Consider the following 25,249-nt stretch of genomic DNA (forward strand, 5'->3'; position numbering starts at 1 on the left):
TGTGCAAACCCAACATTATTGTCTACAATGAGAAAGTGCAGTATAGAAATATTAGAAACTGTATAAAACGATTGTTAATAGGTTTTTTAGTTTAAATTTGTCACATAGAAAGGAAGCAATATGGAGGAACTACAACAAAATAAATCTGCTTTAAAAGAAAATGCGAAACCGTTATTAAAAAATACAAATTTCCTTTTCCTTTGGGCAGCTACACTCTTTTCAAGTTTTGCCCTAGCCTTTTTTACTTTTTCACAAACCTGGTACATAGCAAAAACATTAAACCTTGAGGCTTCACTCGGTGTTGTTTTCGTAGCTCTTAGTGTTCCAAGGCTTATTTTTATGATTATCGGCGGTGCTGTAGCTGATAAATTCCCGAAAAAAAACATTATGTTTTACTCTAATATTATTCGTGCTATTCTTGTCGCAACCATCCTTACATGGTTCATCGTAGGTGATGTAACACTATATACATTTGCTTTATTCGCTTTATTCTTTGGGCTTGCTGATGCTTTTTTCTGGTCAGCTGATGGATCTATCTTGCCTGAACTTGTAGAAAAAAGCCGTTTAACACAAGCAAACTCACTTACACAAATGTCAAATCAAGCATCGGTCATCTTAGGCCCTGTACTGGGCGGAATTCTTATCAAATTTACGAACTATGAGACGATCTTTTCGATCACGATTTTATTACTAATTGTCGCAGCCATACTCGTTCAAAAAATACAATTTACGATGCCAGAACAGCAAAATACAGACAAAGGCATGTTCACTTCTATTAAAGAAGGAATTTTATATGTAAAGGAATCACCATTCCTTTCAACTTTCCTTCTTTGTAGCGCCTTTTTAAACTTATTTTTAATCGGTCCGATGCAAGTTGGTTTCCCGCTTTTCGTTAAAAATGTTCTGCACGGTGACTCGCTTCAGTTCAGTTACTTAGAAGCATCTGTAGGAGGCGGAATGGCAATAGGCGCTGTCATTGTCGGTTTAAAAAATATTAATCGTAGACGCGGTCTATTTTGTATTATCATGATGCTACTGTCTGGTGTATTCTTCTTATCAATCAACTTTAGCACCGTACTTTGGCAAGCATTATTAGCTGGCATGTTTTACGGTATTACAATTGCAATGGCTATCGTTCCGCTTATGGCGATGATTCAATCGACAGTAAAAGAAGAAATGATGGGACGCGTAATGAGTTTACTTATGCTCTCATCAATGGGCTTTATCCCGCTTTCTTATGCATTCACATCAATCGCACTTGCAATAGGACTTCCAATCGTAACCGTTATGAAAAGCGGTGCAATCGCCGTTATCGTCTTCGTACTCTTTGTAGCGATTCGTGTTCCAGTTGTAAGAAAGTTTGATTAACTACTTGGAGTCATGTGTTATACGCATGGCTCCTTTTTAAACGGATCAAATAACAGTATCCCCTTACTTCTTCTCACAGCTGCTCCCCATTCTAGTCCAACCTCTAAAAATAGATCCCGCACTGTACTATATAAGAGCGCCTTAACATTTTTACGGATTTCCCCGTATTTATACGCTCTCACAACACTCTTTACTCGCCAAATGAAATTTCCATACACTTCTTCATCAGCTAATATTTGCTCCAGTAAAACACCTTGCTCTAGTAACCCGCTCTTTTTATATGCAAGTTCCACCTTACTCCAAAATATATTAATCTTTTTCGGATTACGCGTCATTGGCACAAGTGCGTATATAAAAGGCTTCGGTATATCGTGACGGCAATACGTCTCATCAAGTTCGTACGTTTCTTTTCTATTCTCTTTTATTTGTGGAATGTTTTTAAAAATAATTGTTTCCCCTTCACTTTTTTGCTCATTTTTACTACAGCCATCTACACGATCCTCACTTTCACATGCGGACAGTTTCATACGGTCATCCATGCGGTCAATTGCAGATGTAAGAAATACATATAAGTTCGCACTATATCCGCCGCGCTTATGTCTTTCTTTTGTCGCAACACGCTTTATAATTCCTAGTTCCTCTAACTTTGCAATTGAGCGGCGTACTGTACGAATGCTCTTTCCAACTTTTGTAGCAATCGTCTCCATTAACGGACAAGCAACTCCCACTGTTTTCTGTTTCTCATTCACCGCATACTTTCCTAAAAAATGAATGATGGTAGTATCCGTTTTATTTAATTCAAATCGATAGCACTTCAAAATTTGTCTTTGATATGTATTAAACTCTTCTTTACTTCGAAATTCACTATATGGTTTCATTAAATTATATAAGCTTCCCATTTTTATCACCTCATTTATAGGTAAGAGTCAGGAAGCAAAATTGGCGTGATATTTTAAATTTTTTTGGAGGTGACAATATGATCGTAATTAGCGCTTGTTTAGGTGGTATCGCTTGTCGGTATGATGGAAATGACAATCTCGTTTCAAAAATAGAGGAGCTACTTCAGCAAGAAGATACAGTCCTCATTTGTCCTGAAGTATTAGGAGGATTACCAACGCCTCGTCCTTCAGCTGAAATTATTGGCGGGAATGGCGATGATGTTTTAGATGGGAAAGCGAAAGTGATGACAAAAGACGGTGAAGATGTTACAGAAGCTTTCGTGAGCGGTGCTTATAAAGCTCTAGAACAAATGAAAGATTTACATCCAGAATATATTATTTTAAAGGAACGCAGTCCATCTTGTGGTAGTTCTACGATTTACACTGGAGAATTTAACGGGAATAAACAAACTGGTTACGGGGTAACAACTGCTTTATTCAAAAGACATGGATTGAAAGTCATTTCAGAAGAGGATTTCGAGAATATAAAAAGGAATTGACCCTGTTCGTCAATTCCTTTTTCTTTCTTATTTTGCACCTAATTTTTCTTTCACTTTCGCAGGAAGCTCATCTTTCTTTACTTCTTCCCAAGCTGATACACCTTTTTTATCTGAGTGATATACACGTAAGAATGCTTCTTTACGAAGATTTTTTTGTGCATTAAATTCTAATTCTTTTTCTTTCCCGTCTTTATCAAAACCATTTAGTTTATATTCGTAATTTTTATACGGCTCACCATTATCAGATTTACCATTATACTCTTTTCCATCTACTGTAATTTGAACGTAATACTCGTCTTTACCCATACGATTTAAATCACAACCAACTAATAGGCTTGCAAATACAACTAAAATACTAAAAAGTGCAATATATCTTTTCATTTCCTTCACCTCATGTGTTTTTCTTATATTGTTATCTTAAAGCCTAAGCTTTAAAGAAGAAATTCAAAAACATGACATGAACATTACACTTTTGTAAGATAATCATTATTTCTTCACTTTAGAAACCGTCATTCCGTCACCAATTGGACTGAGTACGGATTCTAAACTTGGATGAGTTGCTACTACTTCGTTATAAAAAGCCTTAAGGGAAATGAATTAATCATCCCCCTTAAGGCATTTTATCCTCTATCTCTTTACTGCCAATTTTTTATGTACCTATTACCGCCAATAACGTCTTTCACGCCAGTTTCGCCACTTATCACAGATTTTATCACGTAATTTCCTTATACCGTTTATTACACCTTCTATTATGCATTCTATTATAATATCTATCACAAGGTATCTTATAACTCTAAAAATAGAACCTATAACGTACTTCAATATAAATTCAAAAATATCTTCCAGCATATATCTCCTCTTTCTACCCTTCAAATATAACTCAAACAAAGAGAACTTTAAAAGAAGCTCAAATAAATAATAATGCATAAGTTGAACAACTTAAAGCTACTTTAGCAGCTATTTTTTTGTACCAACTGGCAGTTTCGTCTTCAATATATGAAAAGGGATTTCTAAATGATGAATGGAATATATACTTATTGTTTTCTAGCTTTCGAGCGAAAGTTTTTATATGTCCTAATTTAAAGTTTTCGAGGAGAGAAATACTATGAACCCTATTTTATTGGATGTTCCGTTACAAATAGAAACAGACAGACTCATTCTTCGGGCACCACTTCAAGCTGGTGAAGGGAATATCGTACACGAAGCTATTAAAGATTCCATTCGTGAATTAAAGCAATGGCTACTTTTATTCCAGTCAATTCCTACTGTTGAAGAAACCGAAATTCTCCTGAGAAATGCGCATATAGATTTTTTGAAAAGAGAAAGCTTTCGCTATCTTATCTACCATAAGGAGACGAATGATTTTATTGGAACGGCTAGCCTTCACGAAATCGATTGGAAGGTTTCTAAATGTGAAATTGGATACTGGATTAACACGCAATTTAGTGGTAATGGATATATGACAGAAGTAGTAAGTGCGTTAATAAACTTTGGATTTCAGTTATTCAAATTTAGAAGGATTGAAATACGATGTGAACGTAATAATACGAAAAGTCGTGCAATCCCTGAAAAACTAGGTTTTGAGCTTGAAGGGACATTACGTAATGAAGATCTTTCAGCTGACGGCAAACAACTAACTGATACTTGCATCTATGCAAAAATAAATTAGATTTTAACATTCGTTGTGCAACATATCTTAAAGTCGGTTTCTAAATTGGGAAGGCGACGTTTTTGATTTTTTACGACAAAAGAAAAGACCTCCTTAACGATTTTATTTCATCGCTAAAAAGGTCTTTCTCTATTTCTGCTAAAAACTTAGCACTCTTCTGGCTTACCAGCATTCGTCGCTGTACGGAAAGATGATCCACATCCGCATGATGCGATTGCGTTTGGATTGTCGATTGTAAATCCGCCGCCAAGCATAGATTGTTTATAATCAATTTTTACTCCTTTAACAATTGGAGCACTTTCTGTATCGATAACAAATTCAACACCGAAAAACTCAAGAACTGTGTCGTCTTCTTTTGGTTCTACTTCAAATCCTAAGCCGTAAGAAAGGCCCGTACATCCGCCGCCATGTACAGCAAGGCGCACGTACTTCTCTCCATCTTCAGCATCTTTTAACATATCTTTAATTTGAAAAGCTGCTTGTTCTGTTACTTCAATCATGAAATACACCATCCTTTCTGTTCTCATTCTATTATACATCTTTACGCTTCTATCTTGTACTCATACACTCCGCGGCAAATTACTTCTGCTGGTCCTTTCATTAACACATTGCCTTCTTCTGTCCATGCAATCATTAAATCGCCGCCAGCTAAATGAACTGTAATTTCCTTACCATGTTCCATTTTCCCATTTAAAATAGAGGCTACAACTGCAGCACACGCCCCTGTTCCACAAGCTTGTGTTACACCAGATCCACGTTCCCAAACGCGGAAGTTCATCTCTGCATCATTCAAAATCTCGATGAATTCAACATTTACTCGCTCTGGGAACATTTCATGTGTCTCCAAGACTGGACCAAGTGTTGTAAGAGGCGCTTGTTCTACATCATCAACAAAAATAACCGCATGCGGATTCCCCATTGAAACAGCTGTAAATGCATAGCGATGATTATTGTATAAGAAGTTTTCACGAATAAATGGTGTTTCACCTTCACCAAGCATCGGTATTTCTGCACGTGTTAAACGCGGTGCTCCCATATCGATTTTTGCTAATGTAACTTTCCCTTCTTCTACCGTTACTTCCGCTGTTACAATACCAGCTAACGTTTCAATTGTGAAAACTGTTTCTTCTACTAGTTTATGCTCATACGCATATTTCGCTACGCATCGTAAACCGTTACCACAACTCTTTCCTTCTGAACCATCATTATTAAACATGCGCATTTTCACCGGAGCTACGTCAGATGGACAAATTAAAATCATCCCATCTGCTCCAATACCAGTATTAATATTGGAAACCTTTTCCGCCACAAGAGCTAAATCTTCTTCCGGAATTTGTTCTTCAAACATATTTACATATATATAACTATTGCCAAGACCATGCATTTTTGTAAAAGAAAATCGGCTCATTTGTATTCACTCCAAAAATAGTTTGTTATTTTAAGTATAAAATGCACGCTTTTAGAACACAATATGAATGTCCCCCGTTTCTCATATTTGACAACATTTGGCGATGAGCCATTCTTGCACAAATTGTGTAAGAAAAAAGCCCTTTTACAAGGGCCTTTTTTATTTATATACAATATTATCCTCCCCCGGGAAAGAAAATTTTATCTAATAGAAAAAGAAAAAGGTGCTGCTGATTGCAACACCTTAAAACATTGGATTTTCATCCAAATAATCATATACATTATTGACCAGTTCTTCTACTGTAGCACCTTGTACTACTTCACCATTTACAAGTGCAAACGGTCCTTCAAAACAAATGCCACAATATCCTAAACAACCATACTCCATTACATCTAAATTCGGATCTTTTTCTAATTTCTCTAAAGCTGCTTGTGATCCACTCGCAAGGTTACCTACACAAAATTCAATTAATGGTTTAATCAAAATTCTCCCCCCTGTACTACAAAACAAATTACCTTCTGACTCTATCTATTAAGAAGAAAACTAAGCTGTCTCTTGTTGTTTTCGTTATACATTCTAAACTATTTAGTTACTTCACTATTTCACTTCAAAGTAGATGGTCTTATTTTATATAACATGCTACCTGCAATGAAATAGTAACTAAAAAGGAAAAACAGTTTACTTTACTTTTCTTCTTATTGTACAACAGAGTATTCATTCATGCATTGTTATTTGTTCACAAATTCGATATAATTTGATTGAGTAAAGTCGAAATATTTTATTAATATAAAATTGTATGATTAGGGGATATTTCAACAGAAAAGGGGTAATCCATCATGAAACACCTCGTAATACTAGGTGGCGGCTACGGTGGAATGAGAATTCTGCAGAGGCTACTTCCAAGCAACCAACTTCCAGATGATGTACAAGTGACATTAATCGACAAAGTACCATATCATTGCTTCAAAACTGAATATTATGCATTAGTTGCGGGTACTATTTCAGAAACACATATTCGTATACCGTTTCCCGAGCACCCACGCCTCAATATTCAATACGGCACAATAACAAATATTGATCTCGAAGAAAAAGCTGTTCATCTCGATGGCGGCGAAGCGATCCAATATGATGATTTAATTATCGGTCTTGGCTGTGAGGATAAATATCATAACGTTCCTGGGGCGAAGGAATATACACATAGCCTACAATCGATTGAACAAACACGTAAGACATATGAACAATTAAATAGTCTAGAACCAAACGCAACAGTAGCTGTCGTTGGCGCTGGATTAAGTGGCGTTGAAGTTGCAAGTGAACTTCGCGAAAGCCGTTCTGATTTAAAAATTCACTTATTTGATCGAAAAGATAGAATTCTATTCCCATATCCAGAGAAATTAAGTAGATACGTAGAAGAATGGTTCGTAAAACATAAGGTTACTATTATACGAAACGCTAACATTACAAAAGTAGAACCAAATATTGTGTACAACCACGATGAACCACTTGAATGTGATGCAATCGTCTGGACAGCTGGTATTCAAGCAAATGAAGTTGTTCGAAACCTTCCAGTTGAACAAGATGGTAGCGGACGGGTTGTTTTAACAAAATATCACAATATTCCAAATAACGAGCACGTGTATGTTGTAGGAGATTGCGCAGCACTTCCACACGCTCCATCTGCACAACTTGCTGAAGGTCAAGGAGAGCAAATTGTCCAAATATTATTAAAACGTTGGAACAATGAACCACTTCCTGACGAACTACCTGTAATCAAATTAAAAGGTGTTCTCGGCTCTCTTGGTAAGAAGCACGGCTTCGGTTTACTTGCAAACCAACCATTAATGGGACGTGTACCGAGATTATTAAAATCCGGTCTTCTTTGGATGTATAAATATCATAAAGGTTAATACTTTACAAGCTGTCTACTAAGTAGGCAGCCTCTTTTATGAGTTACAATATAATTTTCAGACACATCTTTCTCAATATGGATAATGATTTATTTTTCATTTTTATATTAAAAACTATCGATGAACAGTGTATGCTATTTATAAGTTGTTTTATTTCCTTTAAGACCGAAGTCATTCGGTCTTATTTTTTTATGTTGTAAACACTTTTACAGGAGGTATTCCATTTCACTTATGAACTTAACGAAACTAAACAATCGAATAGAAGTAAAGAAGAAAGAATTGATCTATCTCGTTGAAAAGTACGGATTCACTCATGATAAAGTGATTTCTTTCAGTCAAGAATTAGATCGTTTACTTAACTTATTAATAAAACTCAAGACGAAGAAAAAACGTTGCTCTTTATAACCGTTATCTTCTCTTTTTTGATACGATATAAATAGAATCAGAAAGGAGCCATTTATGTTTATATTAAAAGACGTTACATACAAAGATATACTACACATTCCTTATTTACAGATTCAAAAAGAAAAAATCACATGTATTATCGGTGAGAGTGGGAGCGGAAAAAGTACATTGCTTCGCATGCTAAATGATTTACAATCTCCAACATCCGGTACAATTGAATATAACGGAAAGCTGATTTCTGATTATCCTCCTATTCAATTACGACGTGACGTAGTCATGCTTGGGCAAACTCCACCTATTTTTGATGGAACGATTAAAGACAATTTATTAATGGGACTTCGTCTTTCCGAAAAACCATTTCCAAATGATGATATTTTGCGAGGCGCACTAACGACTGTTAGCTTAGAAAAAAATTTAGAAGACAACGCCGATTCATTATCAGGCGGAGAAAAACAGCGACTTGCTTTTGCACGTATCGTACTTATGGATCCACCTGTTTATTTATTAGATGAACCAACCTCGGCACTAGATAGCGATACAGAACGCCGCGTTATGAAACAATTTACTATGCTAGCAAAAGAAAAGAAAAAAACAGTTATCTTCATCACACACTCACAACAACTTCCAGAAGAAATTGCAGACGATATTATTGAAATTAGCAAAACAAACGGTGCAACTAGAAAGGAAGTGCTCTCAGTTGAAGGGCGTTATTGAACTCCAAATTTGGCAACTTGCCGCTGCATATATTTTTATTCTTATTTTAATAGGTCTTGTAAAATTAAAAGGAATACCGCGTGAAAAACAAATTGCGCTCGCAACATTCCGTATGACGATTCAGCTCGTACTTGTTGCATATGTCCTTACATACGTATTTGAAAATAGTAATCCATTTTATACAATTGCTCTTATTACTTCTATTACTACCTTTGCCATTTTTAATATTTATAAACGAGTTAACATCCCGATGTCAAAAGACTTAAAACGAGTAGCCGCGCTTTCCATGGTTGCCGGATCAATCGGGCCACTTCTACTATTTATCTTTGTTATTATCGGGCATGATCCTTGGTATGCTCCGCAATATATCGTTCCGATTACAGGAATGTTAGTTGGAAATGCAATGACAGGTGTTTCTCTCGGTGCAAATACGTTCTTAAACAATATGAAATCGCAAAGAGGTCAAATTGAAGGAGCACTTATGCTCGGTGCAACACCGAAAGAAGCAACTGCTCCGCTCATACGTGACGCTTTTGACTCTGCTATTTTGCCAACAATCAACTCCATGGTCGGAATGGGAATTATAAGCCTACCAGGCATGATGACTGGTCAAATCTTAGCTGGTGTATCACCATTTACAGCCATTCAATATCAAATCGCCATCATACTCGGTATTTCTGGGAGTACTGCCTTTGCTGTCATTATCTTTTTACAGCTTGGATATAAAACATTCTTTAATAAACGGTGTCAGTTAAAAGAGATTGACTATGGTGCGCGGTAAATGTTGCACTGTTCACGGTAAATAAAATTATATAGACTTACCGATAAAAAATGACAATAAAAAAGAGGAGGCTAATCGCCTCCTCTTTTTACTTACGCCTTCTTAACGAACTGTGATTTTAACTTCATAGCTCCGAAACCGTCGATTTTACAATCAATATCGTGATCGCCATCAACTAGACGGATACTCTTTACTTTCGTACCGATCTTCACAACTGAAGAAGTTCCTTTTACTTTTAAATCTTTAATGACAGTAACAGCATCGCCATCTTGAAGAACGTTTCCGTTCGCATCTTTTACAACTTTTGCACCATCATTATTTTCAGCTTCTGCTTCTTGGCCCCACTCATGAGCACACTCAGGACATACGAAAAGAACGCCATCCTCATACGTATATTCTGAATTACATTTTGGACAATTTGGTAAAGTAGCCATAAATTCATTTCCTCCGTTCATTATTTATACGTAAAAATCAAAATTGATGTTTACATCTCGATAAATAAAATTTGTACAGCATTTCTTTATAGTGCCATAGTCTTACGTTATTGACAAGCCTACCTGGAATTCTCATTTATTATTGTATTTTACAAATTTTCAATTCGTATGGTGTTTCCAATAAAAAAAATGAACCTTCACAGGATTCTTCTTTTCAAAATAAACGAGTTTTCACTAGAAACTCCAACTATTTTCTTCAATATAAAATTGATACTCTTCTAACTCTTCTTCACTTAACTTTTTATTATTCTCATATACTTCTTGCCATTCAAAATAGTCTTCACTAAAATAAACAGCAAATTTTATTTTCACATTTTTCTTCTCTGTATAATCATAACCAGTAAACTCTACTACGTCATAATCTTTTTCTTTCTTCACAAACTTCCAAGTTGGATCATCCGTCATAATCTCTCAAGTAACACCTTCACTACTTTAGCGAACGACATTTTGTATATTTGATAATAAAAATGTTTCACATGAAACTATCTATATTTCGTATTACCTTACCTCTACACAGTACATGTAAATCCATTTCTCCAAAATACGAAAGACGCCCTTTTCAAAAAGGCGTCTTTTTACAGTTGAAAATTTACTAATATAAAAAATGAATTATTGAATAAATGAATTACCCATGGAACGAGTAAATTATTTGTTTTCTTATAAGTGTAGGCTAAACATATACCACCACCAAAAATATATAAAACACCACCTAAAGTAAGTGGATGCCCTAAAGTAAATATAAAAGCACTTATAACAATACTAGTAAGTGTAGAAAAGCGCTGAGATAATTTTGTGAAAAACATCCCCCGAAATAAAAGTTCTTCCCAAATCGGTGCGAAAATTGTGAGTACAACTACGTATAAAATGATTTCACTTTTAGTAGGCTCTATTACTATATTAGATTCATTCACACCAAGCCCATGTGGTAAAACTAAATTTAATACCGCAAGATATATAAGCAGTACGATCATCGTCATTACTATCGTTACATAATGCTTAAAATTATTGAACTGTATTGATTTTAATAAATGTGCACAGTAATTTCTTACTGGTGAGTATATTAAAATAATAGTAAGAAATGTTAAAGGCGGAATAAGATAATCTACATACCATGGATATAAGGAAGAGTCATATATAATGTTCAAAAAATCAATTCCATACATGACTCCAAAAATAATTATTATCATACTAATTACTTCGCGCATACTCATTTGTACATTCTTTTCTTCATATGTAGCTAATTCTGTATTCATCCTATCCCTCCAGTATAATTAAACCTTTTAATCCATTATATACCAATTCTAACACAAAAACAGACGATACAATCTAATGTATCATCTGTTTTTTTCCTACCATTTCTCTCTACATGTTTCAATTAAATGCAGTAAGTACTTCCTCGTCATATCTGCCCTTCTCCACCTTGAGAGCATTCGCTTTTCTTTTGGATTCTGCCGTATTCTCGCTACTTCTTTTAATAAAAGTCCCCATTCTTCCGCTGAACGTTCTAACAAGTATTGCAATCCACTATCTTTTGAAACGATTGTTTTATGATCCAGTGTATATAAAATACGGCCCATCGTAACGACAGCTGATTCTACCCACTCTTCTACGAAAAATAAATATGGCTGCTTTGCTTTTTCACTCCAGTATTGTTCTACGTTGTATTTCATCGTATTTACTACATCGTCCCACCTTATTTGAAACGAAAGATCTTCAGCTTCTTTCCCAGTAACTGTAATACCTTGATTTTTTAACGTCCACCATGTGACCGCATTAATATCCCAATGACCTATATTTGCTTTACCATCTGCACAATACACGTACTCATTCATTTCATCATTGTATTTTCCTAAATCAGCAAGCGGAATATACATACCATCCATTCTTTTACCTAACGTACTATCACTAAGTTTCTTATGAAGTTCTACAAGTTGCTGTTTTTCAGCTTCATTCACAGAATCACTTATTACCGTAACAAAATCAACATCGCTCGTTTCTGCATGAAATGCACCAAGTGCGATGGAGCCGTAAATATATACCCCGACTATCTTTTCGTCCAAAAAAATTTCTTTTAATTCTACTGTGTACCGCTCCATTAACTGTTGTACTTCCGTTGGTAACGCATGCTTCACTCCATTTTTCACATCTATCCCTCCAATAAAAAAGAGCCTTTGCGAATTCGCAAAGGCTTCCTGTTTTATAAATATTTCTCGATTTCTTCGTAAACATCCTTCAAACGAGGATTTCCTTCTCCAACAACTTCTCCATTTACAAGAACGACTGGATAAAATAGATCTTCCTCCACTACGCGCTCTGCGAATGCTTTTTTATCTTCATCTTCTTGTTTTTCTTGAAAATCAATATACTCGAAATTAAATTTATTTTCTTGTCCTTCATATTTACGCCCAATTGCCGCTTGTAACCATTCAAACGTTTCTGTTGAAGATGGCATTCCAACGCAGCTTGCACAAATTACTTTCGTCCCATACACTTGCACATTAACCATTTCTTCTCCCCCGCTTCTTGTTTCAACAGTATATTCAGATGTCTTAGTACATAAGCACATCATTTTACAAACTTATTCCCTACCCCTATACTGAAAAAACACGTTATAAACATGATAAAAAATTTCGACATTAAAACAAGAACAGAAAAAATAGATTTTCCCCTCTATCTTGATTATAATAAAACTGATGAAAGGAGTCGATAAAAATGGAAAACCCACATATGGAAGAACAAGTACTAGAAGTATTAGATAAATTACGTCCATTCTTACTTCGCGATGGCGGAGACGTTGAATTAGTAGACATTGAAGAAGGTATCGTAAAATTACGCCTTATGGGTGCTTGCGGAAGCTGCCCAAGTTCTACAATCACACTAAAAGCTGGTATCGAACGCGCATTACTTGAAGAAGTACCAGGCGTTATTGAAGTAGAACAAGTATTTTAATTAAAAGCGGAAGCGGCTCATTCAGAACAGGAGGTCATTGGAGCTCCTGACGAAGAGGCGCTTTTTGCCTCACAGGAAGGCGCGAAATGGCCGACTGTTCTAGCCGCTGAAGCTAGATATTAATCTAAAAGCGGAAGCAGCTCGTTCAGAATCGCTTCCTAGGAAGAGACCCAAATGGGTCTCTTTTTTTATTCAAATAACACTTCTCCTTTAACATCATAAAACAAAATTGGAAATCCTTCTCAAAAAGTGAGATAATTAATACTATAGAATCGTTCACACATATACAGAAAAAAACATAGGGGGACGACACATGCCAAGAATGGGAAACACTTTTTTAACAATTCAAGAACTAGAAAAGAAAAAAGAATATTTATTAGACCTTTCATCCGTTATACCAACATGGAATACAAGCTATCAATTTTTATTTAAAGAAATCCAGCAAGAATTATTGAGTAAAGTAAATGAAAAAATCGAAAGACATCAATTCATTTTAAATATATGTACAGATCAACAGGTAGGGGCATAATGTATTACATACAATTGTAGTATAAAAAAAAGAGACCTCACCCGGTCTCTTTTTTATTTTAAGATAGCCAATCTAATTTCCTAATACCTAACTTATCAACTGGTAAACGAAGTGATCCATAAAAGTGCTTCATAAATTGCTCAGAGCGGTTCACATCGTGTAAAATGGCTTCTAAGCGATCTCTATATATGCTTTTTTGTTCTTCATTTCCTGTTTGGTAATATCGTTCGACTGTTTCAAAATAGTGAAGTGGGAACAGGAGCCTTGCAAATAATAAGCGCCAACCAAAAGAGGATAGCGAATAATTTCGTTCATAGTCTGTAACAAATTGAACGATTGTTTGCTCCCAGGCTTTCTTTTTTTCTATCATCATATAGCGGATTAATTCTGCCATATCTCGAGTTGGGTGATCATACACCCAATCAAAAGGAAGTTTGAGGCGCTTCGTTTGATGCCATAATAAAGGTGTGAATCGTTCTTGGCAAATTGTTGCTGCATCAGTCATTTGCGGCGTATCATCCATCTCTGTATCAACAACATATTGAATTGCATTTTCTGCAACTCCTAAGTAATACGGGAAGGATTCAATAAACAATTGATCGAATACGTCTGTAGGGTGGTTCATCACTTGTGATTGCCAAAACTTTTCTAATTGGTCGAGTCTTTTTTCCCATAACGCTTTCCATTCACCAATGCGGCTTAATTGCTCGATTTCTTCTGGAAAGAATGCGCCTCGTTTATGGAATATAGAAAGCTCACTTCCTAATGATGTAGCATGTCGTTCTAACGCACGCATACCTTTTAATAAGCAGTAATTTTGTTCTTCTATCTCACATACATAGTAGCCGTGTATAGTCGGAACGAAAGTCGCTACAGTTATATCCCCTTGCTGGTTCATATAGTCACTGAGCTTTTTCATCTCTACAAGTACTTCTTCCTCCATTTCTCCAATTGGAACAAGTACATAAATTTTGTTGCGAATCCAAAAGCTTTTATAGGGGCCAAGGGGGATTAATTCTTTAACATGCATGTGATAATGCTCATAAATATGATGAATCATCGCAGTCGCCACCTATGGTTTTTCTTTATATATATGAGCTTGTGCTCGCCTTTCATGCCTATGCACATGATAAAGCAACGAAACGTATACAAATACTAAAAAGAAAAAAAGGTGATAAACATGAAAGAATCAAATCAACTACAAGAAAGAGCATTACAACTATTACAAGAGCGCGGTGTAACAATTGACGATATTGCTGAGCTTGTTCATTTTCTTCAAAAAAAATATCATCCAAATTTAGAGATGTCAGAATGCCGTTATAACGTTGAGCGTGTATTATCAAAACGTGAAGTACAAAACGCACTGATTACTGGTATCGAACTCGATGTTCTTGCTGAAAAAGGAATGTTAAGTGAGCCGTTACAAGATATCGTAAAACGTGATGAAGGCTTATACGGAATTGATGAAGTGATCGCACTTTCTATCGTTAATGTGTACGGCTCTATCGGTTTCACGAACTTTGGATATATCGATAAATTAAAACCTGGTATTTTAGAATTCTTAAATGATAAATCATCTGGAAAGGTGCATACATTCCTTGATGATATCGTTGGCGGAATTGCTGCCGCTGCTTCAAGCCGCTTAGCGCATAGAGCTGAGCATTCGGAATAAAATATGAAAGACCGTCAGTTTCATACTGACGGTCTTTCATATTCCATGAGCATAAATTCTCTTCCGCGGCTTAAAAAAATAGGACCTTGTTGAAAACCTATTTTTTTATATAGCGTAATCGCCCTTGTATTAAATGTCGCTACACTAAGTCGAAACATCTTCGGCTTATATTCTTTCGCTGCAAAGGCTATCCCAGCTTGAAAAAATATGTTACCCAGCCCTTTCCCTGTTAACGCTGGCTTCATGCCAAGTCCGATATCAATTACATCTTCACCACCATATAAATGAGCATCTCTTCCACCTGGTACTTGTGCATTTTCCCCAAAACAAAAATAGCCGATAAACTCTCCCTTATCGTCACAACAGCCATAATACGTCCCATCTAATAATTCTTCTATTGCTTCTTCCTCTCCTGAAAAATTATACAAATCATAAGGTTCTTCATACGTCCACGTATTTATCTCATTTGCTTCTGCTACCGTTAACTTATGTATATCCATCCTTCTCTCTCCTAATCAAATATTCTATATATACTCATTCATTTTTCGCGCCTCATTTCCCTCTAATTGGAATATGCATAATTACATACGCACACCTATGAAACAAATGGTACAATTTATTTGAATCGCTGTTGCTACACTTCTTGATCAAAGAAAAGGCGTTAAAACGGATATTAGCGCCTTATCAAACTCAAGCAATTGGCACATTTTGTCATCATGAAAGACACTCGAAAGAGTGTCTTTTTTTTATATCTCACAAGGACTTACTCATTTCAACATATAAACACATAAAATAATGTAACTCTTTACATGCATGAACCCTTTTCTCAAAGTTTTGAAGTAGACTCAAAATAAAAAAAGCACTCTTGGCTAGAGTGCTTTTTACTTTCAAATAAGGAGGTTACATAATATGGATAGTACTCTCGTATTTAATTTCGGCATTGGTATTGTCATCATTTTATTTGTTTTCTTTGTTCTTTGTATGAGTGGGGTATAGAAAGACGATTTTTGCCGTCTTTTTATACATATGTATCATTTGACTTCCGCAAAAGAAGTAACCATAATAGTTACATAAATAAAAAACTATTCACATATCCACAAATAGGAGGAAGAGCAATGAAACATGTAATCGTTTATGCACACCCAAATACAGAAAGCTTCAACCATGCAATTTTAGAAACGGTAAAAAGTGAATTAGAAGAAAAAGGTCATGAAGTACGCGTTCGTGATCTATACGAATTAAACTTCAATCCAGTATTAGGCGCTTCCGATTTCATCTCATTTTCTCAAGGAAATACACCAGAAGATATTAAAGAAGAGCAAGAGCACATCTCTTGGGCCGATAGCATTACATTCATTTATCCAGTTTGGTGGGCGGGACTTCCTGCTATTTTAAAAGGATACGTTGACCGTGTATTTAGCCATGGCTTCGCTTATGCTTACGGTGAAAATGGTATTGAAAAGTTATTAAGCGGTAAAAAAGGATTATTATTATCCACAATGGGAAATACGAAAGAAGCATACACAGCAGGCGGTATGTTTGAAGCAATGAAGAAAACAGCGGATGTTGGTATTTTTGAGTTTACAGGCATTGAAACAATTGAGCATACATTCTATACGAGTGTTCCTTCTGTGGATGATAATGTGCGTAAACAATATCTTGAAGAAGTGAAAGAGGTAGTAAATCGTGCATTCTAATAAAAAACTCCGGTTGTTAAAACCGGAGTTTTTTATTTCATCATTAATTTCGGAATATATCTTTGAAGAATGCTTTCTAATTCATTCATATCTTCCTGTCTAATAAGTAAATTCACATTGTCATTCATTTTTTCTCGCCCGCGATATAAAAATATATTTTCTTTTGGATTTTCCCATGTCGATGTTTTATAGCCTTTTAATTCTTCGTATGAATAAAAGTTTAATCCGTCTACTACACCTTTTTCATATATTTGTACACTTTTAATAAGATGGATAGCTATTAAAGTCATAAAACAACTTGCTACAACATAACTACCCGACTGAATAAGAAACTGTTCAGCTGTATCAATATCGCCACTTACGTACTGAGCATATATATACATACATTGTCCAATGAAATATGCTGGTCCAAGTAATGCAATCCAACGTCTCTTCACTCGTGGATATGTTGCAATAAGTTTTCCCACACTTTTTTTCATTTCATTTATTTTATATATCTTCCATAGAACAAAAAATAAAACACATAATGTAAAAACAAACATAATACATGACATCCAGTACACTCTAATTCCCTCCCCTCAATATCATTACATATAAATTTTACATTTTATATAACAATAGCACATATGCAATTATGCATAAAAAAACAGGTAACCACTTCCGGTTACCTGTTTTTCATTACATCTTCTCAATCCACTCCGTCAAGTTATGCACAACTTGCGTTGGTTGTACTTCATATTCTGTTAACTTCTCCACAGTTGTGACTCCAGTGTGGACAAGAAGCGTATGCATGCCAGCATTTACTCCCGCTAAAATGTCTGTATCGTAGTTATCCCCAACCATTAATGCTTCATCTTTTCCTATCCCAAGCACTTTTAACGCTTGTTCCATAATGATTGATTCTGGTTTTCCGATAAAGATTGGCTCCACACCTGTTGATACTGCTACAACTGATGTTAATGAACCGTTACCTGGTAATAATCCGCGCTCAGTCGGAATGGCAATGTCTCCATTTGTAGAAATAAACGTTGCGCCGTTACGCACAGCAAGACAAGCTTTTGCTAATTTTTCATATGTGATGTCACGATCTAAACCAACAACAACGAAATCAGGATTTTCATCCACAAGTTCAAACCCTTTTTCCACAAGCGCATCATGTAAGCCTTCTTCACCAATCATATATACCTTTGCATCTTGTTTACGTTCATAAATAAAGTTCGCTGTCGCCATACTCGTTGTGAATACTTGCTCTGCTTCCGCTGGAATATCGAAACGAACAAGTTTTTCTGCCACTTGTTCTGGTTTACGCGTCGAATTATTCGTAACGAATAAATAAGGAATGCCGCGCTCTCCTAATGCTTTTACGAAGTCGCTTGCTTCTTCAATTTGTTCTTCTCCGCGATACATCGTACCGTCTAAGTCAATTAAGTAACCTTTATACATCATTATGTCTCTCCTTCTATGCTAACGTTCTCACCTATCATACCACTCTTATATTACCCGCTTTTTCCAAAGAAAAAAACGCTTTACCTTAAAGCGCCCCATAACGTTCATTTTTTCTCTTTTACTTGGTAAGAACAACTACAATCGCCCTCACACATGTTTGCCAACGTCTTTACATCTGCTCCTGCAAATAAACGATTATACATCTCTTTTTCATCTTCGCATACTTGCGGGAATCTCTCTGCAATTTCTTTTAACGGACAGTTTTGTTTTTCAATTACGAAAGAGTTCTCTCCATCTCTCTTTATTTGAACCATATAACCATTTTTCTCTTGCATAGCTGCTATCTCTTGCACTTTATATGCTAAACTCTTCTGATTACTCACTCGCTTTTGCAACTGGTCTTCCATTCGCTTCGTTCTCTCTTTTAAAATGTGACTAAGTATTTTTTCATCACCCATTCGAGCTAAATCTTCTAGCATATCAATCGCAAATTGCTTATACTCTTTCGGGAATGTATCTTCTCCCTTTTCACTTAATCCATACAAATAAGTTGGTCTTCCGACATGTTGTCTTACCATCTTAGAATAAATGAAACCATCTTTCTCAAGATTACTTAAATGTCTTCGAATCGCCATTTCTGTAATCTCTAAAACATCAGCTAATTCCGCTACCGTGTGCTCTCCCTTTACTTTCAACAATTGCACAATTTCATCTTTCGTCGTACGTGCTTCCCCCATGCTTCACCCTTCTCCCTTCTCCCTTTACTTTCTCACATACAATATAAGATCCCCAAAAGATAGTCCTGGGGATCTTATAAGCATAATTATTCTGGTACAAATGCAGATACAGGTCCTAATTCCTTCTCTAAATAACTGCGAATATTTGCTGGGTATTTCTCTACCACTGCAATATGTTTTTGAATCGTCTTATATAATTCATCATGATTCATTTGAATATAATCTTGCGTAAGCATTTTTCGAAGAAGGATAATTTCTTTCATTCCTCTTCCTTCTTCTGCACTTATCACTCGCTCGTCCATCAAAATGTCGATAATATCTTCATAACTTCCTGGATCGCGCATAATAAATCCATCAATCATCGCATTCCCTACATCTAATACACAATCAATAATTAGATGGGCTATGCGTTCTAATGCGTAAAATTCAAACTCGGTTTCATATATCTTTTTCTCTTGAAATGTACTTGTTGCTCGTTCTAAACATACTAGCATTTGTTCTATTTTCTTTCTGTCTACAAAATACATGAATGTCACCTACCTGGAAATTAAAGCATTTACATTTTAATTGTAACGCTTTCTTCTGAAAAAATCGACAATTTTTCGAATTCACCTTTTCTCCGTTATTTGTTATAGTTATATTTGTATGATTTTTGAAATTGGAGGAATGGAATCTTGGAACGTGAACTCGCACTAGAAATTGTCCGTGTAACAGAAGCAGCAGCATTAGCATCCGCACAGTGGATGGGCCGCGGAAAGAAAAACGAAGCAGATGATGCAGCAACTACAGCAATGCGTGATATGTTTGATTCAGTAAACATGGCAGGTACAGTTGTAATCGGTGAAGGAGAACTTGATGAAGCACCGATGTTGTATATTGGTGAAGAACTAGGAACAGGTAACGGTCCAGAAGTAGACATCGCCGTTGACCCATTAGAAGGTACAAACATCGTTGCAAAAGGTCTTGCAAATGCAATGGCAGTTATCGCAATCGCCGATAAAGGAAACCTTCTTCATGCTCCTGATATGTACATGGAAAAAATCGCGGTTGGTCCAAAAGCAGCTGGTAAAATTAGCTTAGATGATCCAATTGAAAAAACAATTGAAATTGTAGCAGAAGCTAACAATAAAAAGATTCGCGATCTAACAGTTATCGTGCAAGAACGTGAACGTCATCAAGATATTATTGAACGTGTTCGTGCAAAAGGTGCACGCGTAAAGTTATTTGGTGATGGTGATGTTGGTGCGTCAATCGCAACAGCACTACCTGGAACGGGTATTGATTTATTCGTAGGTATTGGCGGAGCTCCAGAAGGTGTTATTTCTGCAGCAGCATTAAAATGCCTTGAAGGTGAAATGCAAGCTCGCTTAGTTCCAATGAACGAAGAAGAAGAAGCACGTTGTCGTGAAATGGGATTAGAAGATCCTCGTCAACTGCTTATGTTAGATGACTTAGTATCTGGGGATGATGCAATCTTCTCAGCAACTGGTGTATCTGCTGGTGAGTTATTAGACGGTGTGAAATTCCTTGGCGGAGATTTAGCTGAAACATATTCTATCGTTATGCGTTACAAAACAAGAACGGTACGATTCATTAAAACGCATCACCATTTAGATCATAAACCACACTTAAACTTAGATATTTAATAAAGGAGCCATGTGTATGGAAGAACGTTTCTTTCTGTACGACGATACAGTCGCTACAAGAACTCGTTTCGTTAGCTTTATGGGAGAAAATGAGCGTCATGATTTAGCGCTTTTATACTCCGATCGTCATTACGGTAAAACAATTGTCCTTGATATGCAGCGCAATAGATTTGCAATCATCGGTCCTGACGATTTAAACGAACCAGGCTACTTAGAGCATGCATTTTCGATGACTGAAGAAATTGCAGAAGAACTACGCTCATTTTTATTTGAACTTATATAATTTATCGTAGGCACCAGCTATGTTAGCTGGTGTTTTTCCGTTATAAGAGTTTTGAATTTTCAATCTTCTATGTTATAATTAAGAATAAATCTATTTGGATAAAAAGGACGTTATCTACGTATGCCAACATTTACTTTGTAATGGACCAGCAATTGGATAGCATTACTCTCAAAAAAGCACCATGCTTTTTCAAGGGAGTAATCTGCCCATTCCCATTACAAAGGAACGTAACGCATCTGTAGTATGATGTTTACGGAGGTTCCTCTTTGGGGAACCTCCTTTTATTTTTGTCTATTTCTCATGTCTTCATACTACAAGACATCCAAATAGCTGTATTACGTTCCTTTACCACTACTATAAGAGGTGAAGGAAAATGCAGAAAGTACAACTTTCTTGGAGTTTATATGAAAATGAGCAAAATACAATCGAAAAGTATTGTAAAAATTGCAGACGCACTACCCTATTTACTGACACGAATATTCGTAGGCATAACGCCAACGGAAAAAATATATATCGTTTTGCCATTTATAAATGTCCGAAAGATCATACTTGGAACCAAAAACTTCGTATTTATAAATCATTTACTGATCATGTGGAAACAGTCGACATGAATACGCAAGATCAAACAGAAACAACTACTACCATTTCCATTACACATCATAAAGAAAGTGGCGTAGCTGAAATTACAATCGTATTAGATATCGTTTTCGGTTCCCACCGAATCGATAAAGCTTTATCCACATATATTTCTGACTGGAGCCGTACACGCATTGTGGATAAAATTAAAAATGGGGATATTCAATTGAACGGACAACAAATGAAACCAAATGCAATACTTTCTGAAGGTGATTCTATTTCAATTTGTTTGTGAGCAAGTAAAAAAAATCCTCTTACAATCGTAAGAGGATTTTTTTATTTCTTCACTTTTCGTAATACAAAGTGTGCACAACCGAAGTTACAGTACTCGTATAAATACTCCGTTAACGTACTAATTTTCGTATCATATGTCGAACGTTGATTACTATCATCAAAGAAACCGCGCAATCTAAGTTGCTCATAACCCCAGTCCCCAACGATATAATCATATTTATTTAAAATTTCTGCATAACGCTCTTTAAATGCTTCTTCACTAAAACCGTCACGAAAGTTTTTAATTACTTCGTACTGCACATTATTAATGCTCACCGTAGCATGCATCTCTTGCTCTTGCTTTTGCTCCATCATTAACTTCCTCTCTAAGCATTCTTCTTTTTATCGTATCACAAAGCATACCAACCAACAATTTCAAATACAAAAAATTGAAAATTAGTGCATACTATGGAGAAGGAGGTGATACATCGTGAAAAAACAAATTATACTCTCTCTCCTCACTCTTTCCTTATTTGCAGGCTGTCAATCAACGAATAAAGCCGAAATGGAACGTGAAGAAGGAAGTCGTGTTCTTGTTTCCAATAAAAACGACATGTATCATACGGAAAATACAAATACACGGCTTACAAGAGTCGGTTATTCATCTAAACAAAAACATGAAGTATCTAACAAACAAGTAGGAGCCATTAACCGCGAGAAAGTCGCTGAAATGATTACAAGCATGACAGTCAAACTTCCTGACGTTACAAACGCTGCTACGCTCGTTACCGATGATGAAGTATTTGTTGTATACCGTGCAAACACAACGGATCCAAAACTCGTAGCAGATCAAGTATATAAAGCTGCTTTGTCCATCGTCCCTCGCTATTATAAAGCATATGTATCAACAGACCAAAAGTTGATTTCTCAAATTCAAGGGCTTCAATCTGGCGCGTTAAATGATACAGAATATACACAAAGCCTTGATATGCTAAAGCGAGAAATGAGCAAAAATCCTCATTTGAACAATACGGGGGATCAGACTTTGAATGATATGATATGATAAAAAAATAAAGAAGGTGGAGAAAACCTCCACCTTTTTTACTATTTCTTACAATCCGCATAAACCTCCATCGCATCACACATAAACTGTGCTAACCCCTCACCAAACTTATCGATATTTTTCGTAAAGCGCTCATCAGCGACATACATTTGACCGAGTCCTTTAAAAGCATCTAATGAATATTCTCCGAAGTTTTGCAAGTAATCGTACCATACCCCGATTGCTTCTTGTGCCTCTTTAGAATCTGGTGCGCCGTGTCTAAGCGCCGCCAAATTTCTATAAATCGTATTAAACTCTTCTTGATTGTCTTTTGACATACCTTTCGCGTATTCATTCGCTTTATCTACAGCTGCGTCTCCCCATCGTTCACGCGCTTCTTCTTCGTACGGATTATGGCTGAAATCGAAGCCTTCAAATTTCTCTTTATTCGTCATTTCAATCTCTCCTTTTGTATGCTGAATTGTTTTATCAATCGTCGCAATCACTTTATCTAACCTAGCACGCTTTTCAAGAAGCATTTTCTTGTGAAGCTGTAGTGCTTCTTCGTGGTCAAATGATGGACTCATGATAATTTCTTTAATTTTCTTTAAAGGGAAGCCTAGTTCTTTAAAAAATAAAATTTGCTGCAATGTCTCTAAATTTTCATTGGAATACAGACGATATCCAGACTCTGTCGTCTCGTCTGGGGTTAATAACCCAATTTCATCGTAATGATGCAGTGTGCGCACACTAATTCCAACTAAATTAGCTACTTCCTTTACCTTCATTGTCATGTGTATCTCCCCCTTAATACATACGATAAAGTATGACGCAACGTTAGAGTCAATAAGTACATTCATTTTTTGTTAAAAGTTTCATCTCTCCCATATTTCATGCATAATAGATATGTACATATATTAGAAAGCGGTGAAAGTATGGTTTCAAATACTGTAATTGCCAGCATCATATTTCAACTCGTTGTTTCGGTTCTGGTCCCAATTGTTGTACTCGTTTATTTCCGTAAAAAATATAATATTAATTGGAAAGTGGTCGGCGTTGGTGTTCTTATCTTTATTGGATTTACCCAAATTCTCGAAACACCGTTCCACCTATTTATGCGCGGTAATCCAGCAATCGCTCCATTTTTAGAAAATCCGTTTGTCTTTGCAATTTATGGCGGACTAACTGCTGGTATTTTTGAAGAATTAGGACGCTTCGTTGCCTTCTTCTTCCTACTAAAAAAATATCTAGAATATAAAGATGGCTTCGCTTATGGAATTGGTCATGGCGGGATTGAATCCATTTTAGTTGGCGGATTCTCTGCCTTGCAGACACTTATATTCGCTAATGCTATTAACAATGGTAGCTTCGCTCAAATGGCAGAAAAACTACCACAATTAAATGTTGTAAAGGATATGTTAATAGAACAACCTGCTTATTTATACTTCCTTGGCAGCTTGGAAAGAATTATGGCCCTTGTATTACAAATTGCCTTTACAATGCTTGTCTTATTCGCTGTAAAACAGAAGAAATATATCTTCCTTGTTTACGCTATATTATTCCACGCATTTGTAGACTTTTTCGCGGCGCTTTACCAAACAAAAACAATTAACATCTTCGTCGCAGAAGGAATTACCCTTCTCTTCACAATTGGTGCTGTCATTCTTATTCGTAAAATGAAAGCGAAATTAATGAGTGTACCGGCGTAAAAATAACCCACCAGTTGGTGGGTTATTTTTTATATGGATTATCGTAATGATGATAACTTTTGCCCTCTCGCAGCTCCTTCTTTGTTTCTGCATCTATAACAATGTACTTATGAAATTCGTCTACTTCATTTTGAGAAAAGGAAGCGAAAAAATAAACTTGGCGATCAGGGTGAATAAAAATATCTTGAAGCACCACTTCACCCCGGCAACCCACGGCTGTTTTTTGCCTGAAAGAAAATTCTTCATCGGGCACTTCTTTAAATAAAATCTTTTTCCGAACGCTATATGTTGCATTGTTGTATTCTTTATAGATTTTCTTATCTAACTGTTCGTAAAACACACCCTCACTCACAAACGATTTATTTCGATTGCTTGGATAATTTAATTTTTGATTGGATTCTGCATATGTTGTGGACAAGTGTATAAAAAAACAAAGACCGAATATAATACATATCATTTTTTTCATCATTACACCTCAAATATTCATTTATCCACATTACTTTTCC

General features: G+C 36.0%; 36 protein-coding genes and 1 pseudogene. 16 read left to right on the forward strand and 21 right to left on the reverse strand.

What is annotated here, in order from left to right; genetic code table 11:
- Positions 1-120: 120 nt before the first annotated feature.
- Positions 121-1,368, forward strand: a complete 1,248-nt coding sequence (locus DN393_RS17825) for an MFS transporter (RefSeq protein ID WP_064476305.1) — start codon at positions 121-123, stop codon at positions 1,366-1,368.
- A 17-nt stretch (positions 1,369-1,385) separates the two neighbouring features.
- Here DN393_RS17825 and DN393_RS17830 read toward each other — a convergent pair whose 3' ends face one another.
- Positions 1,386-2,267: a helix-turn-helix domain-containing protein gene (locus DN393_RS17830; RefSeq protein WP_149173740.1), complete on the reverse strand. Its 882-nt coding sequence runs from the start codon at positions 2,265-2,267 to the stop codon at positions 1,386-1,388.
- 77 nt (positions 2,268-2,344) lie between these two features.
- Between DN393_RS17830 and DN393_RS17835 the strand changes: the two genes are divergently transcribed.
- Positions 2,345-2,806, forward strand: a complete 462-nt coding sequence (locus DN393_RS17835; protein WP_098111116.1) for a 2-thiouracil desulfurase family protein — start codon at positions 2,345-2,347, stop codon at positions 2,804-2,806.
- A gap of 27 nt (positions 2,807-2,833) precedes the next feature.
- On the opposite strand, the gene DN393_RS17840 is transcribed toward DN393_RS17835, so the two are convergent.
- The 3 genes from DN393_RS17840 to DN393_RS17850 all read right to left on the reverse strand — a co-directional run bounded on the left by DN393_RS17840 (position 2,834) and on the right by DN393_RS17850 (position 3,655).
- Positions 2,834-3,187: a YxeA family protein gene (locus DN393_RS17840; protein WP_098101656.1), complete on the reverse strand. Its 354-nt coding sequence runs from the start codon at positions 3,185-3,187 to the stop codon at positions 2,834-2,836.
- Between the two features lie 105 nt (positions 3,188-3,292).
- Positions 3,293-3,400 (reverse strand): methyltransferase, encoded by a 108-nt coding sequence (locus tag DN393_RS32435; protein WP_081257367.1) that lies wholly within the window; start codon positions 3,398-3,400, stop codon positions 3,293-3,295.
- 66 nt (positions 3,401-3,466) lie between these two features.
- Positions 3,467-3,655 carry a hypothetical protein gene (locus tag DN393_RS17850; protein ID WP_064476301.1) on the reverse strand — a complete coding sequence of 63 codons (189 nt, stop codon included), beginning with the start codon at positions 3,653-3,655 and terminating at the stop codon, positions 3,467-3,469.
- 256 nt (positions 3,656-3,911) lie between these two features.
- On the opposite strand from DN393_RS17850, the gene DN393_RS17855 reads away from it, so the two are divergent.
- Positions 3,912-4,475, forward strand: a complete 564-nt coding sequence (locus DN393_RS17855) for a GNAT family N-acetyltransferase (protein ID WP_064476300.1) — start codon at positions 3,912-3,914, stop codon at positions 4,473-4,475.
- Between the two features lie 146 nt (positions 4,476-4,621).
- On the opposite strand, the gene DN393_RS17860 is transcribed toward DN393_RS17855, so the two are convergent.
- The 3 genes from DN393_RS17860 to DN393_RS17870 form a co-directional block, all read right to left on the reverse strand.
- Positions 4,622-4,975, reverse strand: a complete 354-nt coding sequence (locus DN393_RS17860; RefSeq protein WP_000573830.1) for a HesB/IscA family protein — start codon at positions 4,973-4,975, stop codon at positions 4,622-4,624.
- A gap of 41 nt (positions 4,976-5,016) precedes the next feature.
- Entirely contained in the window at positions 5,017-5,883 is an 867-nt protein-coding gene (gene dapF / locus DN393_RS17865) for a diaminopimelate epimerase (protein ID WP_064476299.1), read from the reverse strand.
- A 243-nt stretch (positions 5,884-6,126) separates the two neighbouring features.
- Positions 6,127-6,366 (reverse strand): YuzB family protein, encoded by a 240-nt coding sequence (locus DN393_RS17870; RefSeq protein WP_000595025.1) that lies wholly within the window; start codon positions 6,364-6,366, stop codon positions 6,127-6,129.
- A 353-nt stretch (positions 6,367-6,719) separates the two neighbouring features.
- Between DN393_RS17870 and DN393_RS17875 the strand changes: the two genes are divergently transcribed.
- The 4 genes from DN393_RS17875 (at position 6,720) to DN393_RS17890 (ending at position 9,690) form a co-directional block, all read left to right on the forward strand.
- The gene (locus DN393_RS17875) at positions 6,720-7,790 is read left to right on the forward strand and encodes an NAD(P)/FAD-dependent oxidoreductase (RefSeq protein ID WP_064476298.1); all 1,071 of its coding nucleotides are present in this window, start codon (positions 6,720-6,722) and stop codon (positions 7,788-7,790) included.
- 231 nt (positions 7,791-8,021) lie between these two features.
- Positions 8,022-8,195, forward strand: a complete 174-nt coding sequence (locus DN393_RS17880; protein ID WP_063222111.1) for an aspartyl-phosphate phosphatase Spo0E family protein — start codon at positions 8,022-8,024, stop codon at positions 8,193-8,195.
- A 54-nt stretch (positions 8,196-8,249) separates the two neighbouring features.
- On the forward strand, positions 8,250-8,909 hold the full coding sequence (locus tag DN393_RS17885; RefSeq protein WP_076541849.1) for an ABC transporter ATP-binding protein: 660 nt from the start codon (positions 8,250-8,252) through the stop codon (positions 8,907-8,909).
- The gene (locus tag DN393_RS17890; protein ID WP_000679243.1) at positions 8,893-9,690 is read left to right on the forward strand and encodes an ABC transporter permease; all 798 of its coding nucleotides are present in this window, start codon (positions 8,893-8,895) and stop codon (positions 9,688-9,690) included. Before DN393_RS17885 ends, DN393_RS17890 begins: the two co-directional genes overlap by 17 nt.
- 92 nt (positions 9,691-9,782) lie before the next feature.
- Here the strand turns inward: DN393_RS17890 and phnA are convergent, their stop codons facing one another.
- The 5 genes and pseudogenes from phnA to DN393_RS17915 form a co-directional block, all read right to left on the reverse strand.
- On the reverse strand, positions 9,783-10,124 hold the full coding sequence (gene phnA / locus DN393_RS17895; RefSeq protein ID WP_000212737.1) for an alkylphosphonate utilization operon protein PhnA: 342 nt from the start codon (positions 10,122-10,124) through the stop codon (positions 9,783-9,785).
- Positions 10,125-10,358: 234 nt separating this feature from the next.
- Positions 10,359-10,640, reverse strand: a pseudogene (locus tag DN393_RS17900) (DUF2628 domain-containing protein); the annotation flags it as partial.
- A 119-nt stretch (positions 10,641-10,759) separates the two neighbouring features.
- Positions 10,760-11,437, reverse strand: a complete 678-nt coding sequence (locus DN393_RS17905) for a CPBP family intramembrane glutamic endopeptidase (protein WP_088046863.1) — start codon at positions 11,435-11,437, stop codon at positions 10,760-10,762.
- Positions 11,438-11,533: 96 nt separating this feature from the next.
- Positions 11,534-12,328, reverse strand: a complete 795-nt coding sequence (locus tag DN393_RS17910) for a nucleotidyltransferase domain-containing protein (protein WP_088046862.1) — start codon at positions 12,326-12,328, stop codon at positions 11,534-11,536.
- Positions 12,329-12,381: 53 nt separating this feature from the next.
- Complete coding sequence (locus DN393_RS17915) at positions 12,382-12,690, reverse strand: YuzD family protein (RefSeq protein ID WP_048561653.1); 309 nt, start codon at positions 12,688-12,690, stop codon at positions 12,382-12,384.
- Positions 12,691-12,896: 206 nt separating this feature from the next.
- Between DN393_RS17915 and DN393_RS17920 the strand changes: the two genes are divergently transcribed.
- Both DN393_RS17920 and DN393_RS17925 read left to right on the forward strand, forming a co-directional pair.
- Positions 12,897-13,133: a NifU family protein gene (locus tag DN393_RS17920; protein WP_000431158.1), complete on the forward strand. Its 237-nt coding sequence runs from the start codon at positions 12,897-12,899 to the stop codon at positions 13,131-13,133.
- A gap of 313 nt (positions 13,134-13,446) precedes the next feature.
- Positions 13,447-13,662: a hypothetical protein gene (locus DN393_RS17925; RefSeq protein WP_064476294.1), complete on the forward strand. Its 216-nt coding sequence runs from the start codon at positions 13,447-13,449 to the stop codon at positions 13,660-13,662.
- A 58-nt stretch (positions 13,663-13,720) separates the two neighbouring features.
- Here DN393_RS17925 and yutH read toward each other — a convergent pair whose 3' ends face one another.
- Positions 13,721-14,722 carry a spore coat putative kinase YutH gene (gene yutH / locus DN393_RS17930; RefSeq protein WP_149173741.1) on the reverse strand — a complete coding sequence of 334 codons (1,002 nt, stop codon included), beginning with the start codon at positions 14,720-14,722 and terminating at the stop codon, positions 13,721-13,723.
- Positions 14,723-14,842: 120 nt separating this feature from the next.
- Here yutH and DN393_RS17935 point away from each other — a divergent pair, with 120 nt between their 5' ends.
- Positions 14,843-15,334, forward strand: a complete 492-nt coding sequence (locus DN393_RS17935) for a phosphatidylglycerophosphatase A family protein (protein WP_000665100.1) — start codon at positions 14,843-14,845, stop codon at positions 15,332-15,334.
- Between the two features lie 20 nt (positions 15,335-15,354).
- On the opposite strand, the gene DN393_RS17940 is transcribed toward DN393_RS17935, so the two are convergent.
- Positions 15,355-15,834, reverse strand: coding sequence for a GNAT family N-acetyltransferase (locus DN393_RS17940; protein WP_088046861.1), 480 nt, complete (start codon positions 15,832-15,834; stop codon positions 15,355-15,357).
- Between the two features lie 615 nt (positions 15,835-16,449).
- Between DN393_RS17940 and DN393_RS17945 the strand changes: the two genes are divergently transcribed.
- Complete coding sequence (locus DN393_RS17945; RefSeq protein ID WP_064476293.1) at positions 16,450-17,031, forward strand: NAD(P)H-dependent oxidoreductase; 582 nt, start codon at positions 16,450-16,452, stop codon at positions 17,029-17,031.
- 32 nt (positions 17,032-17,063) lie between these two features.
- Here DN393_RS17945 and DN393_RS17950 read toward each other — a convergent pair whose 3' ends face one another.
- The 4 genes from DN393_RS17950 to DN393_RS17965 all read right to left on the reverse strand — a co-directional run bounded on the left by DN393_RS17950 (position 17,064) and on the right by DN393_RS17965 (position 19,741).
- The gene (locus DN393_RS17950; protein ID WP_064476292.1) at positions 17,064-17,594 is read right to left on the reverse strand and encodes a hypothetical protein; all 531 of its coding nucleotides are present in this window, start codon (positions 17,592-17,594) and stop codon (positions 17,064-17,066) included.
- A 115-nt stretch (positions 17,595-17,709) separates the two neighbouring features.
- Complete coding sequence (locus DN393_RS17955) at positions 17,710-18,474, reverse strand: TIGR01457 family HAD-type hydrolase (RefSeq protein WP_064476337.1); 765 nt, start codon at positions 18,472-18,474, stop codon at positions 17,710-17,712.
- Between the two features lie 107 nt (positions 18,475-18,581).
- Positions 18,582-19,214, reverse strand: a complete 633-nt coding sequence (locus tag DN393_RS17960; protein WP_064476291.1) for a helix-turn-helix transcriptional regulator — start codon at positions 19,212-19,214, stop codon at positions 18,582-18,584.
- A gap of 86 nt (positions 19,215-19,300) precedes the next feature.
- Positions 19,301-19,741, reverse strand: a complete 441-nt coding sequence (locus tag DN393_RS17965; protein WP_064476290.1) for a DUF86 domain-containing protein — start codon at positions 19,739-19,741, stop codon at positions 19,301-19,303.
- Between the two features lie 147 nt (positions 19,742-19,888).
- Here DN393_RS17965 and glpX point away from each other — a divergent pair, with 147 nt between their 5' ends.
- The 3 genes from glpX to DN393_RS17985 all read left to right on the forward strand — a co-directional run bounded on the left by glpX (position 19,889) and on the right by DN393_RS17985 (position 22,014).
- A complete protein-coding gene (gene glpX / locus DN393_RS17970) occupies positions 19,889-20,860 on the forward strand; it encodes a class II fructose-bisphosphatase (RefSeq protein WP_064476289.1) in 972 nt (323 codons plus the stop codon).
- Positions 20,861-20,876: 16 nt separating this feature from the next.
- Positions 20,877-21,143 carry a DUF3055 domain-containing protein gene (locus DN393_RS17975; protein ID WP_000392616.1) on the forward strand — a complete coding sequence of 89 codons (267 nt, stop codon included), beginning with the start codon at positions 20,877-20,879 and terminating at the stop codon, positions 21,141-21,143.
- 373 nt (positions 21,144-21,516) lie between these two features.
- On the forward strand, positions 21,517-22,014 hold the full coding sequence (locus DN393_RS17985) for a hypothetical protein (protein WP_064476288.1): 498 nt from the start codon (positions 21,517-21,519) through the stop codon (positions 22,012-22,014).
- A gap of 41 nt (positions 22,015-22,055) precedes the next feature.
- Here DN393_RS17985 and DN393_RS17990 read toward each other — a convergent pair whose 3' ends face one another.
- Entirely contained in the window at positions 22,056-22,367 is a 312-nt protein-coding gene (locus DN393_RS17990; RefSeq protein ID WP_002008894.1) for a YutD family protein, read from the reverse strand.
- Positions 22,368-22,482: 115 nt separating this feature from the next.
- On the opposite strand from DN393_RS17990, the gene DN393_RS17995 reads away from it, so the two are divergent.
- Positions 22,483-23,055 (forward strand): YhcN/YlaJ family sporulation lipoprotein, encoded by a 573-nt coding sequence (locus tag DN393_RS17995; protein WP_149173743.1) that lies wholly within the window; start codon positions 22,483-22,485, stop codon positions 23,053-23,055.
- Between the two features lie 41 nt (positions 23,056-23,096).
- On the opposite strand, the gene DN393_RS18000 is transcribed toward DN393_RS17995, so the two are convergent.
- On the reverse strand, positions 23,097-23,828 hold the full coding sequence (locus DN393_RS18000) for a MerR family transcriptional regulator (RefSeq protein WP_064476287.1): 732 nt from the start codon (positions 23,826-23,828) through the stop codon (positions 23,097-23,099).
- A 99-nt stretch (positions 23,829-23,927) separates the two neighbouring features.
- On the opposite strand from DN393_RS18000, the gene DN393_RS18005 reads away from it, so the two are divergent.
- Complete coding sequence (locus DN393_RS18005; RefSeq protein ID WP_142289305.1) at positions 23,928-24,743, forward strand: YhfC family intramembrane metalloprotease; 816 nt, start codon at positions 23,928-23,930, stop codon at positions 24,741-24,743.
- 22 nt (positions 24,744-24,765) lie between these two features.
- Here DN393_RS18005 and DN393_RS18010 read toward each other — a convergent pair whose 3' ends face one another.
- Positions 24,766-25,209 (reverse strand): hypothetical protein, encoded by a 444-nt coding sequence (locus tag DN393_RS18010; RefSeq protein WP_064469504.1) that lies wholly within the window; start codon positions 25,207-25,209, stop codon positions 24,766-24,768.
- Positions 25,210-25,249 lie beyond the last annotated feature (40 nt).

Source organism: Bacillus sp. BPN334 (assembly GCF_008368885.1).
In the GTDB taxonomy this organism is placed as follows: domain Bacteria; phylum Bacillota; class Bacilli; order Bacillales; family Bacillaceae_G; genus Bacillus_A; species Bacillus_A wiedmannii.

What these genes read in the sequence shown, in the direction of transcription:
- yutH (WP_149173741.1), bottom strand. Translation starts at nt 14,722, where the DNA reads ATGATTCATCATATTTATGAGCATTATCACATGCATGTTAAAGAATTA.
- DN393_RS18005 (WP_142289305.1), top strand. Translation starts at nt 23,928, where the DNA reads ATGCATAATAGATATGTACATATATTAGAAAGCGGTGAAAGTATGGTT.
- DN393_RS18000 (WP_064476287.1), bottom strand. Translation starts at nt 23,828, where the DNA reads ATGACAATGAAGGTAAAGGAAGTAGCTAATTTAGTTGGAATTAGTGTG.
- DN393_RS17880 (WP_063222111.1), top strand. Translation starts at nt 8,022, where the DNA reads ATGAACTTAACGAAACTAAACAATCGAATAGAAGTAAAGAAGAAAGAA.
- DN393_RS18010 (WP_064469504.1), bottom strand. Translation starts at nt 25,209, where the DNA reads ATGAAAAAAATGATATGTATTATATTCGGTCTTTGTTTTTTTATACAC.
- DN393_RS17905 (WP_088046863.1), bottom strand. Translation starts at nt 11,437, where the DNA reads ATGAATACAGAATTAGCTACATATGAAGAAAAGAATGTACAAATGAGT.
- DN393_RS17830 (WP_149173740.1), bottom strand. Translation starts at nt 2,267, where the DNA reads ATGGGAAGCTTATATAATTTAATGAAACCATATAGTGAATTTCGAAGT.
- DN393_RS17915 (WP_048561653.1), bottom strand. Translation starts at nt 12,690, where the DNA reads ATGGTTAATGTGCAAGTGTATGGGACGAAAGTAATTTGTGCAAGCTGC.
- DN393_RS17965 (WP_064476290.1), bottom strand. Translation starts at nt 19,741, where the DNA reads ATGTATTTTGTAGACAGAAAGAAAATAGAACAAATGCTAGTATGTTTA.
- DN393_RS17875 (WP_064476298.1), top strand. Translation starts at nt 6,720, where the DNA reads ATGAAACACCTCGTAATACTAGGTGGCGGCTACGGTGGAATGAGAATT.
- DN393_RS17835 (WP_098111116.1), top strand. Translation starts at nt 2,345, where the DNA reads ATGATCGTAATTAGCGCTTGTTTAGGTGGTATCGCTTGTCGGTATGAT.
- DN393_RS17940 (WP_088046861.1), bottom strand. Translation starts at nt 15,834, where the DNA reads ATGGATATACATAAGTTAACGGTAGCAGAAGCAAATGAGATAAATACG.
- DN393_RS17935 (WP_000665100.1), top strand. Translation starts at nt 14,843, where the DNA reads ATGAAAGAATCAAATCAACTACAAGAAAGAGCATTACAACTATTACAA.
- DN393_RS17985 (WP_064476288.1), top strand. Translation starts at nt 21,517, where the DNA reads ATGCAGAAAGTACAACTTTCTTGGAGTTTATATGAAAATGAGCAAAAT.
- DN393_RS17825 (WP_064476305.1), top strand. Translation starts at nt 121, where the DNA reads ATGGAGGAACTACAACAAAATAAATCTGCTTTAAAAGAAAATGCGAAA.
- DN393_RS17975 (WP_000392616.1), top strand. Translation starts at nt 20,877, where the DNA reads ATGGAAGAACGTTTCTTTCTGTACGACGATACAGTCGCTACAAGAACT.
- DN393_RS17855 (WP_064476300.1), top strand. Translation starts at nt 3,912, where the DNA reads ATGAACCCTATTTTATTGGATGTTCCGTTACAAATAGAAACAGACAGA.
- DN393_RS17840 (WP_098101656.1), bottom strand. Translation starts at nt 3,187, where the DNA reads ATGAAAAGATATATTGCACTTTTTAGTATTTTAGTTGTATTTGCAAGC.
- dapF (WP_064476299.1), bottom strand. Translation starts at nt 5,883, where the DNA reads ATGAGCCGATTTTCTTTTACAAAAATGCATGGTCTTGGCAATAGTTAT.
- DN393_RS17885 (WP_076541849.1), top strand. Translation starts at nt 8,250, where the DNA reads ATGTTTATATTAAAAGACGTTACATACAAAGATATACTACACATTCCT.
- DN393_RS17955 (WP_064476337.1), bottom strand. Translation starts at nt 18,474, where the DNA reads ATGTATAAAGGTTACTTAATTGACTTAGACGGTACGATGTATCGCGGA.
- phnA (WP_000212737.1), bottom strand. Translation starts at nt 10,124, where the DNA reads ATGGCTACTTTACCAAATTGTCCAAAATGTAATTCAGAATATACGTAT.
- DN393_RS17990 (WP_002008894.1), bottom strand. Translation starts at nt 22,367, where the DNA reads ATGATGGAGCAAAAGCAAGAGCAAGAGATGCATGCTACGGTGAGCATT.
- DN393_RS17945 (WP_064476293.1), top strand. Translation starts at nt 16,450, where the DNA reads ATGAAACATGTAATCGTTTATGCACACCCAAATACAGAAAGCTTCAAC.
- DN393_RS17920 (WP_000431158.1), top strand. Translation starts at nt 12,897, where the DNA reads ATGGAAAACCCACATATGGAAGAACAAGTACTAGAAGTATTAGATAAA.
- DN393_RS17850 (WP_064476301.1), bottom strand. Translation starts at nt 3,655, where the DNA reads ATGCTGGAAGATATTTTTGAATTTATATTGAAGTACGTTATAGGTTCT.
- DN393_RS17960 (WP_064476291.1), bottom strand. Translation starts at nt 19,214, where the DNA reads ATGGGGGAAGCACGTACGACGAAAGATGAAATTGTGCAATTGTTGAAA.
- DN393_RS17860 (WP_000573830.1), bottom strand. Translation starts at nt 4,975, where the DNA reads ATGATTGAAGTAACAGAACAAGCAGCTTTTCAAATTAAAGATATGTTA.
- DN393_RS17925 (WP_064476294.1), top strand. Translation starts at nt 13,447, where the DNA reads ATGCCAAGAATGGGAAACACTTTTTTAACAATTCAAGAACTAGAAAAG.